The organism is Aquabacterium commune, from assembly GCF_004362855.1.
GTDB classification, from domain to species: domain Bacteria; phylum Pseudomonadota; class Gammaproteobacteria; order Burkholderiales; family Burkholderiaceae_C; genus Aquabacterium; species Aquabacterium commune.
In genome coordinates this window covers 746,477-769,735 of the sequence record NZ_SNXW01000001.1, presented here as the reverse complement: position 1 = coordinate 769,735, position 23,259 = coordinate 746,477, and the positions used below count along the sequence as shown (strand labels likewise).

Sequence of the window (23,259 nt, the reverse complement as noted above, 5' to 3'; positions counted from 1 at the left end):
CTCATCTCAACAAGCCAGCGTTTTCCAGTGCGTCCTGTACCTTGCGGTAAAGGCTGCGTAGGCCTTTGTACAGCCAGGTGTCGCGCAGTTTGAGCGGCTCCAGCACATTCAGGATCATCCGATCCATGCGGTTCTTGGCCGACGCCAGCCGGATGCTTTCGCCATGCTGCAGGTGGTCGAAGGTGTTGATTTCGGTGGGGTGCAGGAAGGCCACGAACAGCTCCGATTGGGCGTCCATGCGGTCTTCGTAATCGCGCTCGGTCCGCTCCATCTGGATGCCTTCGGCGTAGTAACCCACCACGCGCTCGTGCAGTTCGCGACGACGCACATGCGGCTGGTCCGAGTACACGCGGCGTCGTGGCAACGTGCCTTTCTGTGCTTCGTACGCAGGTGCTGTGTGATCGGCAACCCAGTAGCGTACGCCATGGACTTCGCGCTCAATCAGAGGAAAGTGGGAAGGGTTGCCATGCAGCCGCACCATGCCCACGCTGGGGTCGGCTTCCAGGATGGCGACCGAGTCCAGCACAGCCTGCACGTTGAGCAGCATGCAGTCGTCCTGCACCATCAGTTGGTACTTGCTGTCGCAGGCGCGCAGGCCCTTGTTGTTGTTGCGGCCCAGGCCACCGTTCTTGGGGGCGCTCACCACCCGGTCAAAGCCCATGCGGGCGATGGCGGCCTGGTGCTCTTCGGTGCTGCAGTCGTCCGAGCAGATCACCTTCACGCCCTGCAGTTGGGGCTGCTGGCGGATGCGCTCCAGCGACTGCGCCAGCAGGTGCGAGCGGTTGTAGGTGATGAAGACGACCTGCAGGTCTTGGGGCTGGAAAGGCATGGTGTGTTCAGGTCGAGGGCAGGGCACGGCGGTCACGCCACAGGCTCCAGAGCAGGGCGCACAGGGTGACGACCGAAGCGGGCAGGAGCAGGTGACTGAGTTGCTGCGTCCAGTGCGACACCGCCCACATGGACGCCACTGCCAGGCCCACGGCGAACAGCTGGAAGCTGGTGTCGCGGCTGTGCTGGTTGGTGGACGAGCTCAGGCAGATGCGGTGGCGCATGAAGGACTCGAACACCGCATCCAAGAGCAGGATCGCGAACAGGATGTGAAATTCCGGTGGCAGGTGCTTCAGCCACAGCGAGTAAACGGTGGGGCCCAGCAGCATGCCGCCCAGGGCGTAGGCGGCGAACAGCGCTGCGATCATCCACTGGCCCTTGCGGTAGAGGCGCGCCACGGTGGTGTGCTCGCCTGCGGCCTGCAGGCGCGTGTACTCGGTGTAGAGCGAGAAGCTGATCTGTGAGCTGACTTGCAGAGGCAGGCGCGACAGGGTGCGCACCGTGGTGTAGGCCACCACCGCCGTCAGGCCCGCCGAGGGCGCGATCACCAGCAGGGGCACTTGCAGCGCGATGAACATGATCAGCGGGTTGACCGCGTACATCAGAGAGGGCAGCACCAGGTGCTTGAAAGGCATGTGGCCGCGCCACGGGCCGCGCGCCAGCTCTGGCGTCAGGCGCAAGGCCTGCACGGTGGTGGCGCACATGGTCAGGGCGCGCACGCCCAGCATGGCCAGGGCCATCAGGCGGAAGTCATTGAGCGGGATCAGCGCCAGCAGCACGCCGATTTCCACCGCCTTGCTGACCAGGCCAAACAGCTGGAACTGGTCGTAGCGGCCCGCGATCTTGTAGCTCGATGACATCAGCTCCGAGAAGAAGCCCGACAGCACGTAGGCACACAGCAGGAGCATCGTGACGTGGAACTCGACATCGACCGGGCCCTGTGGCCCCGCGGCATAGCGCCAACCCACCAGGCCTGCGGCCACCAGCAACACCAGGCCCATGAGCCCGCCGATGACCTTCACGCCCGTTTTGAAGGAGCGTGCGGCCAGGGCGTTGTCGCCCGAGGCGTGGTGCTTGTAAACGTCGGTGGAGAACGCCGCCGACACGCCCAGGTCGAACATCGCCAGCGAGGTGGGGATGGTGAACAGGTAGAGCCAGGCGCCATAGCGCTCGGTGCCGAGCGCGGCGATGAACAGCGGCGGGATGAGGAAGTTGGTCAGCAGCGTCAGGCCGTTGCCGATCATGCCGACCGAGAACACCCGGCGCAGGCGGCGCAGGGTGGCGCCATGGTCGGCGTGGGCACTCACGGTCACGGCGCGCCCCTCACTGCCGCACGCGGGTGACGGCGGGTGTGGGCAGCAGTTCCTGGCAGTTTTGTTCGAACTGGCCCAGCACGCCTTCCAGGGCCAGGTGGTCTTCGGCGTGGCGGCGGCCCAGGGCGCCCAGGCGGCTGCGGCGCTCGGCATCGTCCACCAGGGCCAGAACAGCCTCGGCCAGGCGGGGGGCGTCTTCGGGTGGCACGACGGCGCCGCACTGCGACACCACCTTGGCCAGCTCGGTGCCGGCGCGGCATGTGGCGATCACCGGGCGGCCGCTGGCCAGCATGCCGGCCAGCTTGGAGGGCAGCACGAGGTCTTCGGCCTCGGGGCTTTGCGGCAGCAAGTGGATGTCGGCCAGGCCCAGCCATTCGCCCAGGCGCTCGGCCGGCTGCAGGGGCAGGAAGCGCACATTGGCCAGGCCCTCGGCCTCGGCTTGCAGCTGCGGCTTCATGACGCCGTCGCCACCGATGACGAAGAGGATGTCGCTGCGGTGGGCCAGCAGGCGAGCCACCTGGGGGATGACGCTCAGGCCCTGCTTGCCGCCCAGCGTGCCGGAGAACAGCACGACCTGGGTGTCGGGCGCGATGTCCAGCTCGGCCCGGTAGGTGCTGGGCCGGCTCAGCGTCTGGATGTGGCCGATGTCCACCCAGTTGGGGAAGTGGCGGATGCGGTCTTCGTGCACGCCCTTGAGGCGCAGGCCTTCGACCATGCGCTCCGAGATGGACGAGACCACGTCGAAGCGGCGCAGCAGGCGTTGCTCCAGCCAGGTCACCACGCGGCGCTGGCGGGCGCCTTTGAGCAGGCCCATGTTGAAGGCGACATCGACCTCGAAGTCCTGGATGTGCAGCCAGGCGCGGGCACCCGACAGGCGCGCCACGGCGTGCGCGGCCGGCGCATTGACCAGGGCCGGGGCCACGCACACCACCACGTCGGGGCGCCACAGCACCTGCCACAGGGCCACGGGCAGCGAGGTGATGGCAAAGCTCAGCAGGTGCAGCACGCGCTTGAGGCCGCCCGGGTTGGCCGGCACCCACAGCGGTGCGCGCCAGACGTCCACACCCTGCCAGGACTCGCGGCGCCAGGTGGGCGATTCATAGCCCTCGGCCAGCTTCCAGTTCGGGTAGTAGGGCGGCGCGCAGATGACGCGCACCTGGTGGCCCTGGCTCACCAGCCAGCGGGCCATCTCGCCCGAGTACTTGCCGATGCCCGTGGGCTCGGGTGCGAAGTTGGCGCTGTAGAGGACGATCTTCATGAGCCGGACCCCTGGCCTTCACGCATCTCTTTGGTCTTGAGGACGATGAAGTATTCGTAGATGGATTGCAGGATGGCGTAACGGATGCCGGCCCAGCCATCCAGAAAGGCCCGGCGCGCCAGCACCATGTAGGCGAACTTGATGAAGGGGCGGCCCGGCATGGCGTAGAACAAGCCTTTCTGGTGCACCCGGCGCTCGTTGAAGTCCGGGTTGAAGAAGGCTTCGCGCCATGAAGGCTGGCCGCGCTGGCCGCTGGCAATGACCTGCGCCTCCATGCGCGAGTAAACGTTGTGTTTGGCGATCCAGTGGTCCAGGCCCTTGGAGAAGGGGTGGTGGTCGAAGCTCTGCCCCAGGTCGAGGATGTCGCCATCGACGACCATGACCTCGTTGATCTCGCGCTCGTAGTGGGCGCGGCCCACGCGCACCAGGCGCACATAGAAGGGCGAAATCTGCGCGTGCTTGAGCCAGGTGCCCCACCAGATGTCGCGGCGGCGGATGCGACCACCCGCCACGTTCGCGGGCGCCTTGGCGACAAACCCGCCCATTTCACGGGCCAACTCAGGCGGGATGCGCTCGTCGGCATCCAGCACCAGCACCCATGGGTGCAGGAAGGGCAGCTTCAACCCCGCGTTGCGCTGCGAGGCGTAGCCGTCAAAAGGCCGAACCGACACCTTGGCGCCGCGGGCGGTGGCAATCGCTGCCGTTTCGTCCGTGCTGCCCGAGTCCAGCACGTGCACGTCGTCCGACCACGCGACGCTGTCCAGGCACCCGGGCAGGTCTTGGGCTTCGTTCTTGGTCAGGATGAGGACCGAGACGGGGGTCATGGTGGGCTGGTCGGGCAAAGAAGTGACAGATTGTGTGGCCGCGATGTGTCAAGAATGTGTTTCGGGCGCTGTCACGGCCTGCCTGCGCGCAGTTCGGCCAGGCGCTGTTTGCGCAAGGCACGTTGTTCTCGGTGGTGAATCACAAGGGGCTGCTTTTGGTACCAGTTGAAGATGGCAACCAGCAAAGCCGCAGCAATGGCCAGTACCGCCGTGTTGCGCAGGTCCACGATGTAGCCCGTCAGCACGCCCTCTACGCCCAGCAGGGATTTGATGGTGGCGAACCCGACCAAAGCGCGGATGAGGATGTTGGTGCGTCGCACGGCAACGACGGCCAGCGTCATCAAGCCAGCCATGGCGATGGGATACAGCAGCATGCCCGTCCAGCCGAAATCGCACAGTCCTTCGGTGATGACCGTGTTGGCTGCATCCCAGGCAGGCATGCCCAGCTTGGCGTGGCAGGCGGTTTCATCGGAGCCAATTTGGCTGATGATGCGCCATTTACCCGGCCAGATGGCCGTGGGCATGGCTGCTGCAACGTTGAGTGTGAGCAGGTCACCTTGTGTGGTGCGGCCGGTCTTGTCGTAGGCCTCAATGAGCTCCCCCACATAGCCCAAGACGAAGGTGCGGGTGCTCTGGTTTTGCTCCAGATGTTCGTTCAGGCCAGACTGCTCAGGGCGGGTGATGACGTCCACAGCGCCCTCGACGCGTTCGGCCAAAGTTGCATCGACCGGCAGTGAGTAACTCGCGATGCGCATGGACACGAAGAAGCGAGATGCACCGGCCACGACAGCCACGGTCACCAGTAGTGCCACGATGACCTTGGGTGAGAAGAAGCCCTTGGCACTCCGCACAGCGAAAAAGGCCATGAGCAGAGTCAGCACATTGAACATCAGCAGGCGACGCCCTTGGGTCATTTGCGTGAGTGCCAGCAGCAGGCAAAGGAAGATGACCAACGAACGCGTGCGTGAACCAGGTTGGGTTCCATAAGCAAGGATGGCCAGCGCAGTGGCAGGGGTCAGGCAGGACGTGACCAGCGATGCCAGCGGGGATACCAAGGCCGAGTCGCCTGCACCGTTCTGCACACCCTGGAACCCTAGCTGTCCAGTAGCCAATGCAATGAACGTACCTGCGCAAACCACGATGAGCAGCACCAGCGTTGCGGATCGTTCAGTGTCTGTGAAGGGTTCGGTGGGGATCGTCTTGTTCGGGTCAATGTGGCCGATGTAGAGCATGGCTGCCACGATCAGCAGCATCAGACCTTCAGCGCGCCCAAGCGCACTGGGACCCGCGTAGTTCACCATGTACATGGCCGAGCCATCCACATAGCCACTGGTCATGGTGTTGAGTGTGCCAAAGCCGTAGGCCAGCGCCAGGCTCACGCCATACACCGTCCACGCGGTGACAAAGGAAGGTACGAAAATCAGCCGCGCCAGGCCCCAGAAGCCGATCACGGTCAACACCATCATCGAGCCCCAGAAAGGCCACGCATAGGCATGCCCCATGAGCTGGATCACGCCCATGGTCAGCGCAAGCAGCGCCATGGCCGGAGGGCTGATGCTGGGTGCCTTGGTCATGTCAATGCCTTTCCGTCAGCCAGAAGCCGCTGCAGCGCCGCACGCCCCACATCCTCCGCGCCCACCTGGTTGGCACGCACACGCTGGTGCCCTGCCGCCTTGATGCGCGCAATGCGCTCGGGGTCGGCCAGCAACGCGCGGCAGACGTCTGCGCACTCGGCGGCATCACGCCAGAACACAGCTTCTTCACCCTCGCGGTAAAGCGCCATGTGCTCGTTGGTGCGCTCTGCGCACAGCAGGCCGCCCGCGTAGGGAATTTCCATGCTGCGGGTGGTGTGCTCGTCGCGGTTGCCCTTGGACAGCATGCCCAGGCAGATGCGCGCGTGCCGCATGGCGTTGACGTAGTCTGTGCCTGAAATCGATGGGCCCTTCCAGAAGGGCTGCAGCGCGGCCCAGACCGGTGAGGTCTGCCAGTTGTCGCCCCAGATGGCAGGCTTCAGGCCGGCCTTCACCAGTTCGTGCAGGAACACATCGCGCCCTTCGCCGGGAATGTTGCGACCGATGAAGGCGATGTCGGTGTCGAACTGCGGTGGCACGCTGCCATCGTCCGGCGGAGCGGCATGGCGGACCTCGTCGTAGCTCATGAACACGCGCAGCACGTCGCGGGCACCGCGCTGGCGGTATTCATCGACGTTGAAGGGCCGCACCACCACGCACAGGTCGTAGCGGGGAATGGTGCGCAGCATGGTCAGGAAGCGGTTGCCGTCGCGGTGGCCGGTGGGGTCGTCGTGGTTGAACAGCACCAGTTTGCCGGCCATCTGGCGGAACCCGTCGGTGACCTGGCGGCCCAGCAACTCGCCGCCATCGACCCAGCACACATCGAAACGACCCGTTGGCGCCAGTCGGGCCTGCTGGGCCTGCTGCCAGCGCTGGACGGCGCCCTGCATGAACAGGTAGCCCGTGCGGTAGTGAATGATGATGCGCCAGCCCGTGAGGTGCTTGCGCAGGTCGCGGTAGGGGTTGATGTGGGTGACCTCGTGGCCCAGGCGGCGCAGGGCGTCGGCACGGTGCCGGGAGGTGCTGGCCGGCGAGTCGTCTCCCACGTAGAGGATGCGCTGGCTCATGGGGTGTCCTGGGTCAGTGCAGCATAGGCGCGCACGGCACGGTCGCCGTAGTCTTGCCAGCCGCCCAGGGCGCTGACGCGTGCGAGGGCATGCTGTGACATCTGCTGTCGCGTGGCGGGCTCGTCCATGAGTTGCTGCATGCGTTCGGCCAGCAGGTCGGCGCGGCGGATGGGCACGATGAACCCGGCCTCGCCATGCTGGAACAGGTCGGCGGCTCCGGTGTGCTCGGTGGCGATGACGGGGCAGCCGCAGGCCATGGCTTGCGCCATCACCAGGCCAAAGCCGTCTTCGATGCTGGGCAGCACGAGCACATGGCTGCGGCTCATGCGCTGGCGCAGTTGGCTCAGGTTGAGGTGGCCCAGCAAGTGGATGTTGTCAGACCACAGGCCGGCGCGGCGCATCTGCACGATCAGGTCCTTGGGGAAGGCGCCTGCGAACCACAGGCGCTTGCGCGGGTGTTGCAGTTTCTGGAAGGCTTTCAGCAGGTAGGGCACGCCTTTGCGCAGGCAGGCGCCACCGGCGAACAGCACGTCGAAGTGATCGGCGTCGGGGGTGCCGTCCGGGTGGAAGGCGCCGAGGCTGACGCCATACGGCAGGATGCGCAACTTGGCGGCCGACACACCTTTTGCCACGAAGCTTTGTGCGCTGAAGGACGAGGGCACGGTGATCATGTCGGCCTCGGCGTACTCGGCTTCGGCGCGCGCCATGACGCGCGGATGCGCGGCCTCGCTGTCGCCGCCCCAGGTGTCGCGCTCCTGGGTCAGCAACTCGTTCTGCGTGCGGATGTGGCTGGAGCCGGTGTCGCAGACATAGCGGGCACCGAGTTGATGGGCCTTTTTCCCGGAGAGGAAGCCGGCGCCAGACAGGCCCACGAACACATCACAGGGGGGCATCTGCCAGGCGGTGTAGCGGTCCAGCGTGCTGTAGCAGAGGAAGTCCAGGTAGCCCTGTTGCTGGTGCGAGAGCGCACCCGACTGCGACAGCAGCATGTAGGGCACGCGCAACCAGGGGAAGGTGTGAACCTTGTGCTTGGGCACGTTGTTGTCCGCGAGCTTGAAGCGCGGGTAGCCCGAGAAGATGGCCGCGAGGTGGCCGCGTTGGTTCAGTTCCTGCGCCAGGTCGAAGGTGTGGAATTTGCCGACGACCGACAGGGTCACGCGCAGAGGGCTGGACTGCGCCATGTCACGCCTTCGCGGGCTGGGCCAGCAGCGAGCGATAGAGGCTGATGGCCGCTTCGCCGTACTGCTTCCAGCCGCCGGCTTGCTGCACCCGTGCCAGCGCGCGTTGGCCCATGGCGTCCCGCACCTCGGGTTGATCGGCCAGGGCTTGCAGGCGTTCGGTGATCAGGTCGGGGCGGCGGATGGGCAGGATGTGGCCTTGTACGCCGTCTTCGAACAGGTCTTGCGCGCCCGTGTTGGTGGTGGCGATGATGGGGCAACCGCAGGCCATGGCCTGGGCTTGCACCAGGGCCAAGCCCTCTTCGATGCTGGGCAGCACCATCACGTGGGCGCGGCTCATGATGTCCTTGAGGCGCTCTTGCGGGATGTGGCCCAGCACGCGGAAATCGTCGGACCACAGGCCGCGTGCGCGCAGGTCTTCGATCAGCTCGGGGGAGGGCGAACCGACGAAGCTCAGGCGCTTGCCGGGGTGGCGGAAGTCCATGAAGGCCTTGACGAGGTCCGGCACGCCTTTGCGCACGCTCATGCCACCCACGAAGATCACGTCGAAGTGCTTCGGGTCGGGTGTGCCGCTCGGATGGAAGCGGCCGAGGTTGACGCCGTAGGGCAGCACACGGACGCGCTCAGAGGGCACGCCGTGCTTGACGAAGCTGGCCTTGTTGAACTGGGAGGGCACTGTGATGACGTCGGCCTCGGCGTACTCGGCTTCTTCTCGCTCCACCGTGCGCGGGTCGATGGCGGTGTAGGGCACGCCCCAGCGGTCGTGCTCTTCCTGCAGCAGAGCGTTCTGCTCTCGGATGTGGGTGGAGCCCCGGTCACAAACGTACTTGGCGCCCTGGCGATGCGCTTGCTGACCGCTGCGGGTGGCGCAGCTGGACAGGCCCACGAACACGTCGCAGGGCGGCATGTGTGCGGCCACGTGCCGGTCGAACAGCACGCGTGACAGGTGCTGCCATTCGTCCGCCACGCGGCGCGTCATCCACGGCTTGTTCGACATCGCCATGAAAGGCGTGTGAAGCCACGGGTAGGTGTGCACCAGGGATGCCGGCAGGGCCTCGTCGCGCAACTTGAAGCGCGGGTAGCCGGTGTAGATGGCGGCCAGGTTGCCAGCCTCGTGCAGGGATCGGGCCAGGTCGAAGGTGTGGAACTTGCCGATCACCGACAGGACAACTCTCATGGTCGTGACGGCCTTTGGCTCAGCTTTCACGCTGGCCGACGATGTAGCCACGGTCGTTCGCGGGCATGGCCTTGAGCAGGTCGTTGATGAACTGGTCTTGCAGCGGGAACGGGTCTTCGCGGCGGGTCACTTCGGACACGCGGAACAGCGTGCCATCGACCAGATAGCCGCGCAGGGCCAGCTTGATGCGCTCCAGGTTGCGTTCCTTGGAGCCGCGCGTCACGGCATCACCCACGCGGATGAAGTACGTCAGCGGCTCTTTGCGCTCGGTGCCCAGCATGGTGACCAGGCGCACCGCCTTGAGCGGGCCGACCGGCGAGGCCAGATCGATGTCTTCGCGCTTTTCCACGCGGAAGCCCTGCGAGGGGTAGCACTGGTCGGGCGTGTGCAGCTGCGTGTCGTTGGTCTGGTCGCGGCCGTACGCGATCGACAGCATCATGCCGCGGCCCGTGGGCTTGTGCACGAAGGTGCGCGCGAAGGTCTGGCTGTAGATGCGGCGCAGGTTCTCTTCCTGCACAGGGTTGACCACGCCGCGGTTGGCGTAGGGCACCTCTTCCCATTCGCCGAAGCGGTGGGGGATGAGCTTCTCGTAGTCGGGCTCGCCCGTGTGGTCTGCCCAGTACTTGCTGGGCTTGAGGTGCTGTGCAACGGCCACCGAGCCCAACATGATGGCCAGGCTGACCAGCAGCACGGCGGGCTTCAGCGTCAGGGGCTTGAAGATCACGATGCGGCTCCTTGGGGTGCAGGCGTGCTGCGCTTGTCAGAGATCCAGCGCAGCAGGCCGTCGGTGGAGATGGTCAGCACCAACGCGATGACGAACAGCACGATGCCGGCGAAGCCGTGCAGGTAGCCCTGGCCGACCTCGTCACCGAAGTGGTAGGTCAGCAGTGCCAGGAACAGCACGCGCAGCATGTTGGCCAGGAAGGAAATGGGCACGATCAGCAGCGCGAGCATGACGTTGCGCAGCATCGAGCTGTGGCGCACCACGTTGAGGTAGAAGATGCCCATGGCTTCGAGCATGAACAGGGTGCGCATGCCGGCGCAGGCATCGGCCACCAGCAGCTGGTATTGGCCAATGCTCAGCACCACGCCCGTGTGGGAGATGGGGTAGCCCAGCCACCACAGGATCTCGGAGACGGTGACCGAGATGTGCAGCTTGACGAAGTGGCTGATGGGGTCGAGCACGAAGCCAGGGATGGGCACCATGAAGACCAGGAAGAACAGCGGAAACTTCAGCTTGTTCAGCAAGGGCCAGCCGCCGATGAGGGCGACCACGCCGATGATCATGGGCAGGAAGGCGAAGACTTCAAAGTAGATGATGTTGAGCGCACGGCCCGGCACGTAGAAAACGACACCGATGGTGAACATCACCCAGGCCAGCCAGGCGCCGGGGGCGGTGCCATCGGTCTTGCCGTCGAACTCTTGCCAGCGCTGGTACATCAGCCACATGGCCAGGCCCAGCATGATGGGGCCGTGGCTGTGCTCGTCTTTGTTCCACAGGCCGGCATCGACGCTGAAGAACAGGTCATGGAGCGTCAGCGCGAACATGCCGAACAGGCCCAGCATCAGCACCACCACATTGCTGGCCAGGGGCAGCAACTGGGGGGCGGGCTTGGTGGCGGGCACGCCGCTCACATCACTCGTGGTAGTCATAGGCTTGGAACCCTGCTTGCTTGACCAGGTTGTCACGCTTGGCCGAGGTGTAGTCGCTGATGACCATCTCCTTGACCAGCTCGGCCAGGGTGGTTTTGGGCGTCCAGCCCAGCTTGGCCTTGGCCTTGCTCGGGTCGCCCAGCAGCGTCTCGACCTCGGTGGGGCGGTAGTAGCGCGGGTCCACCTTGACGATGACGTCGCCCACCTGGCACTTGGCCAGGATTTCAGCTTCGCCCTTGGCGTTGGTGATGGGCTCGATCTTCGTGACGCGGCCCACTTCGGCCTCGCCTTCGCCTTCGAAGGTCACCGTCACGCCCAGCTCTTTCGCTGCGAACTCCACGAACTGGCGCACGCTGTACTGCACGCCGGTGGCGATGACGAAGTCATCGGCGTGGTCCTGCTGCAGCATCAGCCACTGCATTTCCACGTAGTCGCGGGCGTGGCCCCAGTCGCGCAGCGCGCTCATGTTGCCCAGGTACAGGCAGTCCTGCAGGCCCAGCGCAATGCGGCTGATGGCGCGGGTGATTTTGCGGGTGACGAAGGTCTCGCCGCGCACCGGGCTCTCGTGGTTGAACAAGATGCCGTTGCAGGCGTACATGCCATAGGCCTCGCGGTAGTTCACCGTGATCCAGTAGGCGTACATCTTGGCCACGGCATACGGGCTGCGCGGGTAAAAAGGCGTGGTCTCCTTCTGCGGGATCTCTTGCACCAGGCCGTAGAGCTCGGAGGTCGAGGCTTGGTAGAAGCGCGTCTTCTTCTCCAGGCCCAGGATGCGGATGGCTTCGAGCAGGCGCAGCGCGCCCAGGCCGTCGGCGTTGGCGGTGTACTCGGGCTCTTCGAAGCTCACGCCCACATGGCTTTGCGCGGCCAGGTTGTAGATCTCGTCAGGCTGGACCTTCTGCACGATGCGCACCAGGGAGGTGGAGTCGGTCAGATCACCGTAGTGCAGCACGAAGTTGCGGTTGTTGACGTGCGGGTCCTGGTAGAGGTGGTCGATGCGGTCGGTGTTGAACAGCGAGGAGCGGCGCTTGATGCCATGCACCTCATAGCCCTTGCCCAGCAGGAACTCGGCGAGGTAGGCGCCGTCTTGGCCGGTCACGCCCGTGATCAGGGCGACCTTCTTTGGTGTTTGCATGGTGTGGCGCTCAGTAGTCGTTCATCAGGAAACCGCTGATCTTGACGGTCGATTTGGTCAGCTGTTTGACAAGGCTTTGCACAGCGGGCGTGCGGCTCTTGTTCTTGCGACCCACGACCATGCAAGCACCGCAGTGCCCAGCGATGACGCGCGCGTCTGAGCCCAGCGAGGCAGCAGGGGTGTCCACCAACACGTAATCGAACTTCTCCAGCAGCTCTTTCATCAGCAGGCTGAACGAGGCGCGCTGCAGCAGCTCTGCCGGGTTGGGCGGCACGATGCCGGCCGGCAGCATGTAGAGGTTGGGCAGGTGCTCGACCGGCTTGATGACGTTGGGCTCGGCGCGACCGGCCAGGATGCCCGACAGGCCCGTGCCCGGCTCAACGCCGAACAGCTCGTGCATGCGCGGTGTGCGCAGGTCTGCGTCCACCAGCAGGGTGCGCCCCGGCAACTGGCTGAATGCGGCTGCGAGGTTGGCGGTGATGAAGGTCTTGCCGTCACCCACTTCGGCGCTGACCACTGCGATGGCGTGGCGTTGCTGCTCGTCGCCCATCATCAAGGGGATGAGTTGGGTGCGCAGGTCGCGGAAGGCTTCAACCTGGGGGCTGAACGGGTCGTTGGCCACGACCAACTCTTCGTTCAGGCGGTGCTCGGCCTGCTGCGGGTTGTAGGGGTAGTGGAACTGCTGGGCCAGAGCCCACAACACGTCCTCCGGCTTGGCCAGACCAAGCGCCACGACGGCTTCACCGAAGCGCACGCCTTTGCTGGTCTGGTACTCGAGCGCTTGGTTGACCTGCTCGGCCGACAGGCCTTTGGTGCGGCGCAGGATGTCGCCCATGGACGCGTTGACATCGGCCTTGCCCGAGCCGCCCTGCGTGTGTTGGCGGGCCACTTCCAGGGCGTGTGCGACTTCGTTGGCTTGGGATGCTGGGTTCATGCGGGCTCCACTCACGGGGCGGGGGCGTTGAGGGCCGGCTTGCCCAAACGGAGGCGGCTGCCCAGGCCACCGGCCTTGGCGGGCTTGTTCTTGAAGCGAGGCACCGAACCCATGCTGTGCAGCAGAAGCAGGGCCTCGATGTCGGTGGCGGTGCGCAGACGGCGGTCGAAGAGCTCGATCAGGAAGGCCAGGGCGATGGCCATGACCAGGCCCAGCACGCCGCCCAGTGCCAGGTTGGAGCCCACGCGCGGGCTGCTCGGGCCACCTGGCGGCGTGGCGTATTCCAGCGGCGCCACGCTGGCCTGCGGTGCCTGGCTTTCCAGGGTGGCGTTTTGCATGCGCACGGTCACGGCGTCCAGCGAGCGCTGGGCGAGTTCCACATCGCGCTGGATCATGGAGGCCTCGTCGCGGATGGACTTGAGCTTGAGCACCTTGGTGCGCTGCTCGTCCAGCGCGGCCTTCATCAGGGCCAGGCGGGCGGAGGTCACGTTGTTGGCCACCGAGACGCTGCCCACGATGCGCTTGGATTCGGTGTCCAGCTTGCGTCGCAGTTCGGCGAGGTTGGTTTTCAGTTCGATGACCTGCGGGTGCTGGTCACCCAGGCGCGAGCTGAGCTGTTCCAGCGCGGCTTCCTGGCGGATGATGTCGCTGCGGATGCCAGACACTGTGCTGTTGGAGATCACGTCGGGCGACTGGTCGGGGCTGGAGCGAGCAGCACTCTGGCGGCTGTTCGAATCGGCCATGACGCCTTGCATTTGCAGGTAGTCGGCCGACAGGGCGCTCAGGCGGTTGGTTTCGATGTCCACGCGTTCATCGGTCACCACCAGGCCTTGCTCCTGCTGGAACGCCGACAAGCGGCGTTGTGCGGCTTCGTACTTCTCTCGCAGTTCCTTGGCCTTGGCGTCGAACTCTTCGTTGAACTGCTTGGCCGGGTTGGTCCGCAACTCGACCGCCGTGGTCAGGTAGGCCTGCATGAAGGCGTTGGCCGCGGCCGCCGCGAACTTCGGATCTTCCGAGGTGTAGATGAAGGTGATGATGTTGGAGCCACGCAGCGGACGTGCTTCCAGGCCCGCCTTGATGACGTTGGCCACCCAGGCTTCGAAGCTGCCGATGCCGCCCGTGGACTTCTGCCAGTTGGCGCGCAACTCGGGCACCTGGTCCAGCTTGAGGATGCGCGCGGCCTTCTCGGCCACCCGCGTGCTGGTGATCACCTCGATCTGCGTGAGCATGTAGGTGGGCGAGCCCATGGCTGCCTGAGCCGCGCCGGCGATCGGGTCGGGGTTCTTGATGTCCAGCACCACCGAGGAGGTGGCGATGTACTTGCGCGGCATCATCCAGGTATAGGCAGCCACTGCGCCGAACACGGCCACCAGGGTGATGGTGGCGATCAGCCAGCGTGCCCGCAGCACGGCAAACACATATTCAAGCGACATGGGGGGTCCTGCTTCAGTGCGATCGAATGAGATCAGTGCGAATCGGGGTGGCGCGCCAGGAAGTCCTGGTAGGCCAGCGCGATGCCATCTTCCAGCCCGGTGCGGGCCTGCCAGCCCAGGCCATGCAGCCGGGAGACGTCCATCAGCTTGCGTGGCGTGCCGTCGGGCTTGCTGGCATCGAAGCTGAGGTCGCCCTGGAAGCCGACCACCTTGACCACCGTTTCGGCGAGTTCGCGGATGGTCACGTCGGTGCCCGTGCCGATGTTGACGAGCGGGCCGTCGTAGCCTTGCTGCATGAGGAACACGCAGGCATCGGCGAGGTCATCGGCATACAGGAACTCGCGCATGGGCGTGCCCGTGCCCCAGACGACCAGGCTCTTGTCGCCGCGATGCTTGGCTTCGTGGGCCTTGCGGATGAGCGCTGGCAGCACGTGGCTGTTGTTCAGGTCGTAGTTGTCGTTGACGCCGTAGAGGTTGGTCGGCATCACGCTGATGTACTGGCGACCGTGCTGGGCGTTGAAGGCCTCGCAGAGCTTGATGCCGGCGATCTTGGCGATGGCATAGGGCTCGTTGGTGGGCTCCAGCGGGCCGGTCAGCAGGTAGTCTTCCTTGAGCGGCTGCGGCGCCATCTTCGGGTAGATGCAACTGGAGCCCAGGAACATCAGGCGCTGCACGTCAGCCACATGGCAGGCGTGGATCAGGTTGGCCTCGATGACGAGGTTCTGGTAGAGGAAGTCGGCGCGATAGACGTTGTTGGCCTGGATGCCACCCACCTTCGCTGCGGCGATGAAGACGTGGTCGGGGCGCTCGGCGCGGATGAAGTCGTGCACGGCGCGCTGGTCGAGCAAGTCGAGTTCGCTGCGATCGCGTGTGATGACCTGCGCAAAGCCGGCGGCCTGGAGTCGGCGCACGATGGCTGAACCCACCATGCCTTTGTGCCCGGCCACGAAAATCTTGGAATTTGGGAGCATGTCTGCGTTTGCGGTTGAATCCTGAAGGGCCCCTCTCTGAGCCCGAAAACCCGGCGAGGTTCCCGGGTTACCCCTTGGATGGGCGGGTCTCAGGATAGTCCGAAAGGACTCTGGCGGCGAGTGTATCGACGGAAGATGACACTTCGACTGCCCTGCGCGGGATGCAGAGGCCCCGATCTCGGCGCCCTCAAGCGGGGTGGTGCAGTTCAACGTGCCATGAAAAACGCCGCTCATCGAGCGGCGTTGTGTGGCGGCAAGCCCGGCGCGTGCCGGAAGCCCTGCGTGTCAGCGTGTTTCTTCGTGCTGCGAAGTGCTGTGACCCAACAACATGGATTTCGCCATGCGGTAGATGAACACGCTGTTGGTCACGGCGTAGCGTTTGGCCAGCCGACGCGGCTCGCTGATCAGGCGGTGCAGCCATTCCATGCCGATCTTTTGCATCCACAGCGGGGCGCGCTCGATGGTGCCTGCGTGGTAATCGAAAGCGGCACCGACGCCCAGCATCACGGCTTTGATGCGACCGCGGTGGCTGGCCATCCAGCCTTCCTGCTTGGGGCAACCCAGGCCGACGAACACCACATGGGCGCCTGATTTGTTGATCTGGTCAACGTAGGCTTGGTCCTCTTCGGCCGTCAGCGCGCGGAAGGGGGGCGACTCCAGGCCGACGATTTTCAGTTTCGGGAATGCGGCTTTGATGCGGACCATCAGGCGGTCCAGGGTGTCGTTGCTGCTGCCGTAGAAGAACACCGACTGGCCCAGCTGCTCCGCCACACCCAGGTAGCGCCACATCAGGTCGGGCCCGTTGATGCGTTGCTGGTTGGGGAAGCCTTCGCGGCGCAGGGCCCAGGCCACCGGCGCGCCATCGGGCAGCGCGAGGTCGGCCTGTGCGATCACGTGGTTGAACTCGGCTTCCTGGCTGGCCGTGACGACAGAGTGCACATTGCACAGCGCCACGAAACGCGACTGACGATGCGCAGCCCATCCCGCGATGCGCGAGATGGCTTCCTCCCAGGAGGCAGCATCGATGTGCGAGTCGAGAACGTTTGCGCCGCGACGCATGAAGGCCTTGCTAGGAGTGGTCTGTTTGACGCCCGCGAGCATACGTTCGCGTTCGGTCAGAGACAGTGTCGGGTAACCAAAATTGGGATCAGGATGTCTCATACCACCCACCTCGGGGATGCTGGTGTTGCCATCGGTCACCGGACCGACGAGCCATGGAAGCAAGTTTACGAGTCGCGTTATTCGCCAAAGTTCAGGGAAAGCGCTCGGTCCGTCGGATGATCCCCCCAAGCGCGGTGTGAAATGTCACAAAGCGTCAGTGAGCGCACTTTGGGGCTGCGGGAGTTCCCCTGGTTCGGGCAAAACGCACCGAGGCCCGGTGACGTTGGAGGGGGCGCACTCGGTGCGAGGTTGTGCGGCACCCCGTGGGTGCAGGGGTGCGGCTGGCGTTCTTCCCCAATTGCTGCCGTTGCACGGAACTTATGGGCGGTATGCGCCACAATGAAAGGCGTTCTACAGGCGCAGGGGGACGGATTGACTGTCCGCCCTTGCCTTGCCTTCCCCTCGCCTATTGCCTCCGATGACCGTCCCTGCACACCCACCTGACTCTGACCGCGATCGCGTCCACCGCGCTGCTGGCATGTTCCAGGCGCTGCCTGCCATCGTTGTGTTCATGCTGGCGTTTGTTGCGCTGTACGCCGGCACCTACATCCAGCTGGCCCACACCGTCTGGTCCACCGATGAGCAAGGTCACGGGCCGCTCATCCTGGCGGCATCTGCATGGCTGCTTTGGACAAAGAAGGACGAGATCTTTGACGGCAATCCGCAACCTGCGCCATGGCTCGGTTTCGCCCTCATCGGATCGGCGCTGACCATGTTCGTTGTGGGCCGGTCGCAGTCGGTCATCGAAATTGAGACGTTCAGTCAGATCCTTGTGCTGGCTGGTGGCTTGGTTTTGCTCCAGGGCGAGCGTGCATTGAAGCTTGCATGGTTTCCGCTGGCATTCTTGTTGTTTGTTGTGCCGCTGCCCGGCTCGCTTGTTCAAGCCATCACGATGCCTCTCAAGAGCGCAGTGTCCGTGGTTGCCGAGGAAATCCTTCACCAATTGGGCTACCCCATTGCGCGCACGGGCGTCACGCTCACGATCGGCCAGTACCAGCTGCTTGTCGCGGACGCCTGTTCGGGTTTGAACTCCCTGTTCACGTTGGAAGCGCTCGGTCTGCTGTACATGAACCTGATGGCTTACAAGTCCCGTGCGCGCAACATCGCGCTGGCCATCATGATCGTGCCGATCTCATTCATTTCGAACATCACGCGGGTCATCGTTCTGGTGTTGATCACCTACTACTACGGCGATGAGGCGGGGCAAGGCTTTGCGCATGACTTTGCAGGGATGGTGCTGTTCATGGTGGCGCTGGTTTTGACCTACGGTTTTGACAGGGTGCTCGCACGTTTCGTTGATGACGAAGGAGGCGCTCGTGGCCATCGCTGATCGAACACTTCACCGATTCAAGCTGCCTGTGGCGGTGCTGGTTGCTGCAGCATTGATGCTGTGCGCGCTCGGTCTGTCCGAATGGATGAAGCCCCGTCGCGTTGTCGCCGAGGAGCTCTCACCCATCGCCATGCCAACCTTGCTGCCGGAGCAGTTCGGAGATTGGCGCGTCAATCGGTCTGGACCCGCGGTGATCTTTGACCCCACCGTGGAAGCGACCCTCAAGCAGGTTTATTCACAAACCTTGAATGCGACTTACACGAACAGCAAGGGCCAATCCATGATGCTGGCCTTGGCGTACGGCAAGAACCAGAACTCATGGAACACCGCGGCGCATCGCCCCGAGTTCTGCTACCGGGCGCAAGGATTCGTTGTGAATGAGCGCGGCAAGGGGCGGTTGGAGTTGAATGGTCATGGCATCGAAGTGATTCGTTTGGCTGCTGACCGGGGTGGCCTCCATGAGCCGATCACTTACTGGGTGACGCTGCACGACTCTGCGGCGACGCCAGGACTGAGCCGCAAGCTCCAGCAGATTCGTTATGGACTGCAAGGCATGATCGTGGACGGATTCCTGGTTCGCATCTCATCGTTCGGTGCAGACGAGGCCGAGCAGTTCAACCTCCAGCAGGAGTTCATGCGCGACCTTGAGCGTGCGATGTCTCCTGAGCAACGTCCGCGCCTCTTCGGCCGGAGCTGATGTAACTCACCATGAATCAGAAAAATAAAGTGGCCCTGATCACGGGCGTGACAGGGCAGGACGGCGCTTACCTCGCAGAGTTCCTGCTGGGCAAGGGCTATGAGGTGCATGGCATCAAGCGCCGCTCCTCGCTGTTCAACACCGACCGCATCGACCACCTCTACCAGGACCCGCACGTCAACAACCGCAACTTCGTGCTGCACTACGGTGACCTGACCGACTCCACCTCCCTGGTGCGCATCGTCCAGAAAGTCCAGCCTGACGAGATCTACAACCTGGCCGCGCAAAGCCACGTCGGCGTCAGCTTCGAAGAGCCCGAGTACACCGCCAACGCCGATGGCCTGGGCGCGCTGCGCCTGCTCGAAGCCATCCGCATCCTGGGCCTGGAGAAGAAGACGCGCTTCTACCAAGCCTCCACCTCCGAGCTCTACGGCCTGGTGCAGGAAATCCCGCAGAAGGAGACCACGCCCTTCTACCCGCGCAGCCCCTACGCCGTGGCCAAGATGTACGCCTACTGGATCACGGTGAACTACCGCGAGGCCTACGGCATGTACGCCTGCAACGGCATCTTGTTCAACCACGAGAGCCCGGTGCGCGGCGAGACCTTCGTCACCCGCAAAATCACCCGCGCCATCAGCCGCATTGCGCTGGGCCTGCAGGACTGCCTGTACCTGGGCAACATGAGCGCGCTGCGCGACTGGGGTCACGCGCGTGACTACGTGGAAATGCAGTGGCTGATGCTGCAGCAGGACCACGCCGAAGACTTCGTCATCGCCACCGGCGTGCAGTACAGCGTGCGCCAGTTCGTGGAGTTCGCAGCGAAAGAGCTGGGCGTGACGGTGAGCTTCGAAGGCGAAGGCGAGGCCGAAGTGGGCCGCGTCACGAAGATCGAGCCCATCACCAACGCCAAGGGCGAAGCCGAAATCTTGGCCAAGTGCCAGGTGGGCGATGTGATCGTCAAGGTGGACCCGCGCTACTACCGCCCGACCGAGGTGGAGACCTTGCTGGGCGACCCGAGCAAGGCCAAGGCCAAGCTGGGCTGGACGCCCAAGACCACCCTGGCCGAGCTGGTCAAGGAGATGGTCATCAGCGACTACACCTCGGCCAAGCGCGACAACCTGGTCAAGCAGGCCGGGTTTCAAGCCTACGACTACCACGAGTGAGCTGGGTGCGCGTGCTCAGGTCGCCTGCGATTTGGGCTCTGGGCGACCAGGTCCTGGTGTCGGCGGGGAATTTCACGATGACGTTGCTCGTTGCGCGCTGCGTCACGCTGGACGATTTCTCTGCCTATGGGTTGACAACCATCCTGTTGTGGTTCGTCAGCGCCATCCACCGGTCGTACCTGACGCAACCTCTGGCCATTGCGGCGGTCGGTGAATCCGCAGAGGCGTGGGGCGCGCGCCTCAAGAAGGTGCTGCTGTTGCAGTTTCTTGGCTGGCCTGTGGTGGCCTTGCTCTTCATGGGCGTGGCTTTGCGATACTTGCCGTCGATGGCTGTGGCAGTGGCAGCATCGGTCTTCACGTCTGCCTTCTTGCTGCAGGAAACCATGAGGCGGATGCTCTTTGTGTTGGGCCGAATGCGGCGAGTGAGTGCGCTGGACGGTCTGGCCTATGGCGGGCAACTGATGGTGGCGGCTTGGTGGGGTTGGTTCGCCGATGAGACGGCACCGCTCGCCTTGCTGTTGCTGCTTGCCTCCGTCCCCTTCTTCGTGTCGGCCTGGCTGGTCTATGTCAGCCTTCCTCTCGGGGCTCGCCATGCCCATTGGCCCAATTGGCCCGCAACGCGAAGCGCCGCTACGGAGCATTGGCGGGAGTCCCGTTGGGTGTGCTTCAGTCAGCTGTTCATGTTTGGCTCGTTCATGCTCGTGCCCTTCCAGATTGCGGAGTGGGGCAAGCCGATCTGGGTGGCTCAGTACAACGCAGCAGGGTCCATCCTCAATGGACTCAATGTCATCCGACAGGCGTTGGGCAACCATCTGCCCATCGCGGCTGCGCGCAAGTTTCAAGAGGGTGGCGCCGAGGCATTGCAGGCGTATCTGTGGAAGTCCGCCTCCTGGATTCTGGGCTTGTCTGTGTTGATCATGGTGGTGCTCGTGGGGTTTGGTCAGGTGCTTGTGGACCTGTTGTTTGGGGCGCGCTTTGGTGAAGCGGTGGCGCTGTTGCCTCATGCAGCGGTGGGGCAGTTGCTGACGATGTTCACTCTGGTGTCGCAGGCTGGCGCTTTGGTCATTCGGCGCACTGAACAGGTTTTCTGGGCCTATGTCGTGGGAACCGTCCTCTCGTTTTCATTGGCGCCTGTGATGATCCCTCAGTGGGGATTGCTGGGCGCGGTCTGGCTTTCCAACATTGGCGTTTTGGTGCCAGCGCTGTGGCATGTTGTGGCGTTTCGCCGAGACCTGCGCTGCGTCGCCAAGGAGCAGCGAGCATGAAAATCCTTTTGTCTGCATTTGCCTACTCTCCCATCCTTGGCTCTGAATGCGGCGTGGGCTGGCATTGGGCACAGATCTTGGCAAAGCACCACGATGTGACCGTGCTCACCCATGCCTGGTTCAAAGACGATGTGGAGCGGGCTTTGGCTTCATGCCCTCAGCCGAACTTGAAGGTGGTTTATTTCGGTGTTGACCCGCTTGCTGGCACCTTCACGCGAGCGCACCTGGACAGTCAGATTTACTACGCTTGGTGGCAATGGAAGGTGCTTGCGTTCGCAAAAGCACTGCACCGGCGCGAGCGTTTTGATGTGGTTCACCATTTGACTTGGGGCACGATCCGATATCCCAGCTGGCTGGGCATGCTGGGTGCGCGCTTCATCGTCGGGCCCTTGGGCGGCGGTGAACGGGCGCCTGCCCGCTTTTTCTCCGGTTTGCCCGTCAAGCAGCGCCTGAAGGAAACACTGAGAGATTTGGTGCTCTGGTCATTCAAGGTGGATCCGCTCACCCAGTTTGCCCTCGCGCGCGCTGAGCACATCTTTTGCAAGACCCAGGACACGGCAGAGTTCTTGCCGCCCCACTTGGCGCGCAAGGCCAAGGTCTGCATGGAGATCGGCGCCCCTGCTGTTGTGGAGCGTCCAACGCGCCCAGCGCAAGCACGCACGCGCTTTCTTTTCGCAGGTCGTCTCATCCCATTCAAGGGGCTGCATCTCGCCGTGGATGCTTTGGCCGAGGCAGTCAGACGCGGGGCGGATGTGGCGTTGCTGGCGGTGGGGGACGGGCCTCTGCGCGAGGTGATCCTCGCACAAGCGGCCAGGAACGGGTTGGGCGATCGGTTCGAGTTGCGCGCCCGCGTGCCCCAGTCAGAGTTGATGCAGCTCTACCAAGAAGCCGATGCGTTTTTGTTCCCGAGCCTGCACGACTCGAGTGGCAATGTGGTGTTGGAGTCTCTGTCTCGCGGCTTGCCGGTGATCTGTCTGGACCTGGGGGGGCCAGCCTGTTTCGTGAATGACCAATGTGGTGTGATCGTGCATTCCCAAGGTAAAAGCCGGGCTGATCTGGTGAGTGCACTGGCTGATGCGATCGTGGCTCATGCCGCCAAAAGCGATGCGGACCGCAGCACCATGTTCCGTGCTGCTTTGGATCAAGCGAGCCGTTTGACCTGGGATCGACAAGTGACAGCTGTTTATGAGGCATTGCATGAGCGGTGAAAACGCCAAGCTGGCATACCTGGACGCCCTGCGCGCTGGACTGGCCATGTGGGTGTTCTTGGGGCACCTGTCGGGTTTCTGCGATTGGCATGTACCTGTGCTGGCCACCCCAGGTTCGGCTGTGGACTGCTTCATGCTGGTATCGGGTTTCTTGATGGTTTACACGACCCGCAAGACACTGGGCGCAGCAAGCACTGTGCGCAACGCCTGGATTTTTTATCTGGGGCGATTTTTCAGGATCGCGCCCCTCTACTACCTGACGCTGCTTGCTTGTGCACCGGTGGCCGCGGAGTGGGACCAGCTGCGCACACAGTGGCACCAGGCCCTGCACGGCCCCCATGCCGTTGCCTACGAGGAAATGACGGGGCTGGCCAGCTGGCCTGGGGTCGTCGCGCACCTGACCTTCGCCTTTGGTTTGATCCCGTCGCTGGTCAATTCGGTGCCCTTGCCGGACTGGAGCCTCTCACTGGAGATGCAGTTCTACCTGCTCTTCCCCTTGATGGCACCCTGGGCCTGGCAGCATCCCGTCGGCCGTGTCGCATTGGTTGTGACCAGCGCAGTGCTATCTTGGGTGGTTCCTGCCTACTTTGGCCGTTATGCCGAGCCTGGCGCCTGGTACCACTTCGTTCAGCCAAGCATGATCCTGTTCAAGCTCAATGTGTTTGTGGCGGGCATGCTGGTGGCAGCGTGGCATGTGCGCGGGGCGCGTTGGGATGGGGCTGCGCTGTCAACTGTGGTGTTGGTGGCGGTCTCTTTGCTCACTTCGCGGCCGCAGGTGTGGATGTTCTTGGCCTTGTTCATGTACCTTTTGAGTTCACCGAACTCCAAACTGGCTGCGTTTTTTTCACGCCGCGTGTTCGGAAAACTGGGGGACTGGAGCTATGGCATTTACCTCGTCCATATATTCCTGGTGTTTCCTGTCTTGTGGTGGCTTGAGCAGCACTGGAGGCTCTCTGCTTTCAGCCCTGCACAGCGCTTTGCGATCGCCGCGCCGGTTTGCACGGTGATCGTCTTGGCGGTGTCTGCGTTTCTGCACCGTACCGTCGAGATGCCGGGGGTGAAATTCGGTCGTCGCTTCATGCCCAGGAGGTGA

21 protein-coding genes are annotated in these 23,259 nt (G+C 63.8%); 6 read left to right on the top strand and 15 right to left on the bottom strand.

Going from position 1 to position 23,259, the window contains the following annotated elements; all coding sequences use genetic code 11:
- Position 1: 1 nt before the first annotated feature.
- The 15 genes from EV672_RS03445 to EV672_RS03375 all read right to left on the bottom strand — a co-directional run bounded on the left by EV672_RS03445 (position 2) and on the right by EV672_RS03375 (position 16,401).
- Positions 2-829, bottom strand: coding sequence for a glycosyltransferase family 2 protein (locus EV672_RS03445; RefSeq protein WP_133606218.1), 828 nt, complete (start codon positions 827-829; stop codon positions 2-4).
- Between the two features lie 7 nt (positions 830-836).
- Positions 837-2,141 carry a lipopolysaccharide biosynthesis protein gene (locus tag EV672_RS03440; protein WP_133606216.1) on the bottom strand — a complete coding sequence of 435 codons (1,305 nt, stop codon included), beginning with the start codon at positions 2,139-2,141 and terminating at the stop codon, positions 837-839.
- Positions 2,142-2,151: 10 nt separating this feature from the next.
- Positions 2,152-3,399, bottom strand: a complete 1,248-nt coding sequence (locus EV672_RS03435; RefSeq protein WP_133606214.1) for a glycosyltransferase WbuB — start codon at positions 3,397-3,399, stop codon at positions 2,152-2,154.
- Positions 3,396-4,223 (bottom strand): glycosyltransferase family 2 protein, encoded by an 828-nt coding sequence (locus EV672_RS03430; RefSeq protein WP_133606212.1) that lies wholly within the window; start codon positions 4,221-4,223, stop codon positions 3,396-3,398. Before EV672_RS03430 ends, EV672_RS03435 begins: the two co-directional genes overlap by 4 nt.
- 71 nt (positions 4,224-4,294) lie before the next feature.
- The gene (locus EV672_RS03425) at positions 4,295-5,764 is read right to left on the bottom strand and encodes a hypothetical protein (RefSeq protein ID WP_133606210.1); all 1,470 of its coding nucleotides are present in this window, start codon (positions 5,762-5,764) and stop codon (positions 4,295-4,297) included.
- A 29-nt stretch (positions 5,765-5,793) separates the two neighbouring features.
- Complete coding sequence (locus tag EV672_RS03420) at positions 5,794-6,861, bottom strand: CgeB family protein (RefSeq protein WP_133606208.1); 1,068 nt, start codon at positions 6,859-6,861, stop codon at positions 5,794-5,796.
- A complete protein-coding gene (locus EV672_RS03415) occupies positions 6,858-8,042 on the bottom strand; it encodes a glycosyltransferase family 4 protein (RefSeq protein ID WP_133606206.1) in 1,185 nt (394 codons plus the stop codon). Before EV672_RS03415 ends, EV672_RS03420 begins: the two co-directional genes overlap by 4 nt.
- Before the next feature lies 1 nt (position 8,043).
- Positions 8,044-9,216 (bottom strand): glycosyltransferase family 4 protein, encoded by a 1,173-nt coding sequence (locus EV672_RS03410; protein WP_133606204.1) that lies wholly within the window; start codon positions 9,214-9,216, stop codon positions 8,044-8,046.
- A gap of 19 nt (positions 9,217-9,235) precedes the next feature.
- Positions 9,236-9,940, bottom strand: a complete 705-nt coding sequence (locus tag EV672_RS03405; protein WP_133606202.1) for an exosortase C-terminal domain/associated protein EpsI — start codon at positions 9,938-9,940, stop codon at positions 9,236-9,238.
- A complete protein-coding gene (gene xrtB, locus EV672_RS03400; protein ID WP_133606200.1) occupies positions 9,937-10,869 on the bottom strand; it encodes an exosortase B in 933 nt (310 codons plus the stop codon). The genes EV672_RS03405 and xrtB (EV672_RS03400) overlap by 4 nt, the downstream gene beginning before the upstream one ends.
- Positions 10,853-12,004, bottom strand: a complete 1,152-nt coding sequence (gene gmd, locus EV672_RS03395) for a GDP-mannose 4,6-dehydratase (RefSeq protein ID WP_133606198.1) — start codon at positions 12,002-12,004, stop codon at positions 10,853-10,855. Before gmd (EV672_RS03395) ends, xrtB (EV672_RS03400) begins: the two co-directional genes overlap by 17 nt.
- 10 nt (positions 12,005-12,014) lie before the next feature.
- Positions 12,015-12,938 (bottom strand): polysaccharide biosynthesis tyrosine autokinase, encoded by a 924-nt coding sequence (locus EV672_RS03390; RefSeq protein ID WP_133606196.1) that lies wholly within the window; start codon positions 12,936-12,938, stop codon positions 12,015-12,017.
- A gap of 11 nt (positions 12,939-12,949) precedes the next feature.
- Positions 12,950-14,371 (bottom strand): chain length determinant protein EpsF, encoded by a 1,422-nt coding sequence (locus EV672_RS03385; RefSeq protein WP_133606194.1) that lies wholly within the window; start codon positions 14,369-14,371, stop codon positions 12,950-12,952.
- 32 nt (positions 14,372-14,403) lie between these two features.
- On the bottom strand, positions 14,404-15,342 hold the full coding sequence (gene fcl / locus EV672_RS03380; protein ID WP_133606192.1) for a GDP-L-fucose synthase: 939 nt from the start codon (positions 15,340-15,342) through the stop codon (positions 14,404-14,406).
- A 285-nt stretch (positions 15,343-15,627) separates the two neighbouring features.
- Positions 15,628-16,401, bottom strand: coding sequence for a WecB/TagA/CpsF family glycosyltransferase (locus EV672_RS03375; protein ID WP_133606190.1), 774 nt, complete (start codon positions 16,399-16,401; stop codon positions 15,628-15,630).
- Positions 16,402-16,981: 580 nt separating this feature from the next.
- Here EV672_RS03375 and xrtB (EV672_RS03370) point away from each other — a divergent pair.
- The 6 genes from xrtB (EV672_RS03370) (at position 16,982) to EV672_RS03345 (ending at position 23,259) form a co-directional block, all read left to right on the top strand.
- Positions 16,982-17,833, top strand: a complete 852-nt coding sequence (gene xrtB / locus EV672_RS03370) for an exosortase B (RefSeq protein ID WP_133606188.1) — start codon at positions 16,982-16,984, stop codon at positions 17,831-17,833.
- Positions 17,820-18,530 carry an exosortase-associated protein EpsI, B-type gene (gene epsI, locus EV672_RS03365; RefSeq protein ID WP_166643431.1) on the top strand — a complete coding sequence of 237 codons (711 nt, stop codon included), beginning with the start codon at positions 17,820-17,822 and terminating at the stop codon, positions 18,528-18,530. The genes xrtB (EV672_RS03370) and epsI overlap by 14 nt, the downstream gene beginning before the upstream one ends.
- An 11-nt stretch (positions 18,531-18,541) precedes the next feature.
- Positions 18,542-19,693 (top strand): GDP-mannose 4,6-dehydratase, encoded by a 1,152-nt coding sequence (gmd, locus tag EV672_RS03360; RefSeq protein WP_133606184.1) that lies wholly within the window; start codon positions 18,542-18,544, stop codon positions 19,691-19,693.
- A gap of 77 nt (positions 19,694-19,770) precedes the next feature.
- Positions 19,771-20,958 (top strand): polysaccharide biosynthesis protein, encoded by a 1,188-nt coding sequence (locus EV672_RS03355; RefSeq protein ID WP_133606182.1) that lies wholly within the window; start codon positions 19,771-19,773, stop codon positions 20,956-20,958.
- A complete protein-coding gene (locus tag EV672_RS03350; protein WP_133606180.1) occupies positions 20,955-22,166 on the top strand; it encodes a glycosyltransferase family 4 protein in 1,212 nt (403 codons plus the stop codon). The genes EV672_RS03355 and EV672_RS03350 overlap by 4 nt, the downstream gene beginning before the upstream one ends.
- Positions 22,156-23,259, top strand: a complete 1,104-nt coding sequence (locus EV672_RS03345; RefSeq protein WP_166643430.1) for an acyltransferase family protein — start codon at positions 22,156-22,158, stop codon at positions 23,257-23,259. The genes EV672_RS03350 and EV672_RS03345 overlap by 11 nt, the downstream gene beginning before the upstream one ends.

Coding starts and splice junctions, on each gene's coding strand:
- EV672_RS03445 (WP_133606218.1), bottom strand. CDS start 829: ATGCCTTTCCAGCCCCAAGACCTGCAGGTCGTCTTCATCACCTACAAC.
- EV672_RS03435 (WP_133606214.1), bottom strand. CDS start 3,399: ATGAAGATCGTCCTCTACAGCGCCAACTTCGCACCCGAGCCCACGGGC.
- EV672_RS03430 (WP_133606212.1), bottom strand. CDS start 4,223: ATGACCCCCGTCTCGGTCCTCATCCTGACCAAGAACGAAGCCCAAGAC.
- EV672_RS03425 (WP_133606210.1), bottom strand. CDS start 5,764: ATGGCGCTGCTTGCGCTGACCATGGGCGTGATCCAGCTCATGGGGCAT.
- EV672_RS03420 (WP_133606208.1), bottom strand. CDS start 6,861: ATGAGCCAGCGCATCCTCTACGTGGGAGACGACTCGCCGGCCAGCACC.
- EV672_RS03415 (WP_133606206.1), bottom strand. CDS start 8,042: ATGGCGCAGTCCAGCCCTCTGCGCGTGACCCTGTCGGTCGTCGGCAAA.
- EV672_RS03410 (WP_133606204.1), bottom strand. CDS start 9,216: ATGAGAGTTGTCCTGTCGGTGATCGGCAAGTTCCACACCTTCGACCTG.
- xrtB (WP_133606200.1), bottom strand. CDS start 10,869: ATGACTACCACGAGTGATGTGAGCGGCGTGCCCGCCACCAAGCCCGCC.
- gmd (WP_133606198.1), bottom strand. CDS start 12,004: ATGCAAACACCAAAGAAGGTCGCCCTGATCACGGGCGTGACCGGCCAA.
- EV672_RS03390 (WP_133606196.1), bottom strand. CDS start 12,938: ATGAACCCAGCATCCCAAGCCAACGAAGTCGCACACGCCCTGGAAGTG.
- EV672_RS03385 (WP_133606194.1), bottom strand. CDS start 14,371: ATGTCGCTTGAATATGTGTTTGCCGTGCTGCGGGCACGCTGGCTGATC.
- fcl (WP_133606192.1), bottom strand. CDS start 15,342: ATGCTCCCAAATTCCAAGATTTTCGTGGCCGGGCACAAAGGCATGGTG.
- EV672_RS03375 (WP_133606190.1), bottom strand. CDS start 16,401: ATGCGTCGCGGCGCAAACGTTCTCGACTCGCACATCGATGCTGCCTCC.
- xrtB (WP_133606188.1), top strand. CDS start 16,982: ATGTTCCAGGCGCTGCCTGCCATCGTTGTGTTCATGCTGGCGTTTGTT.
- gmd (WP_133606184.1), top strand. CDS start 18,542: ATGAATCAGAAAAATAAAGTGGCCCTGATCACGGGCGTGACAGGGCAG.
- EV672_RS03355 (WP_133606182.1), top strand. CDS start 19,771: ATGACGTTGCTCGTTGCGCGCTGCGTCACGCTGGACGATTTCTCTGCC.
- EV672_RS03350 (WP_133606180.1), top strand. CDS start 20,955: ATGAAAATCCTTTTGTCTGCATTTGCCTACTCTCCCATCCTTGGCTCT.
- EV672_RS03345 (WP_166643430.1), top strand. CDS start 22,156: ATGAGCGGTGAAAACGCCAAGCTGGCATACCTGGACGCCCTGCGCGCT.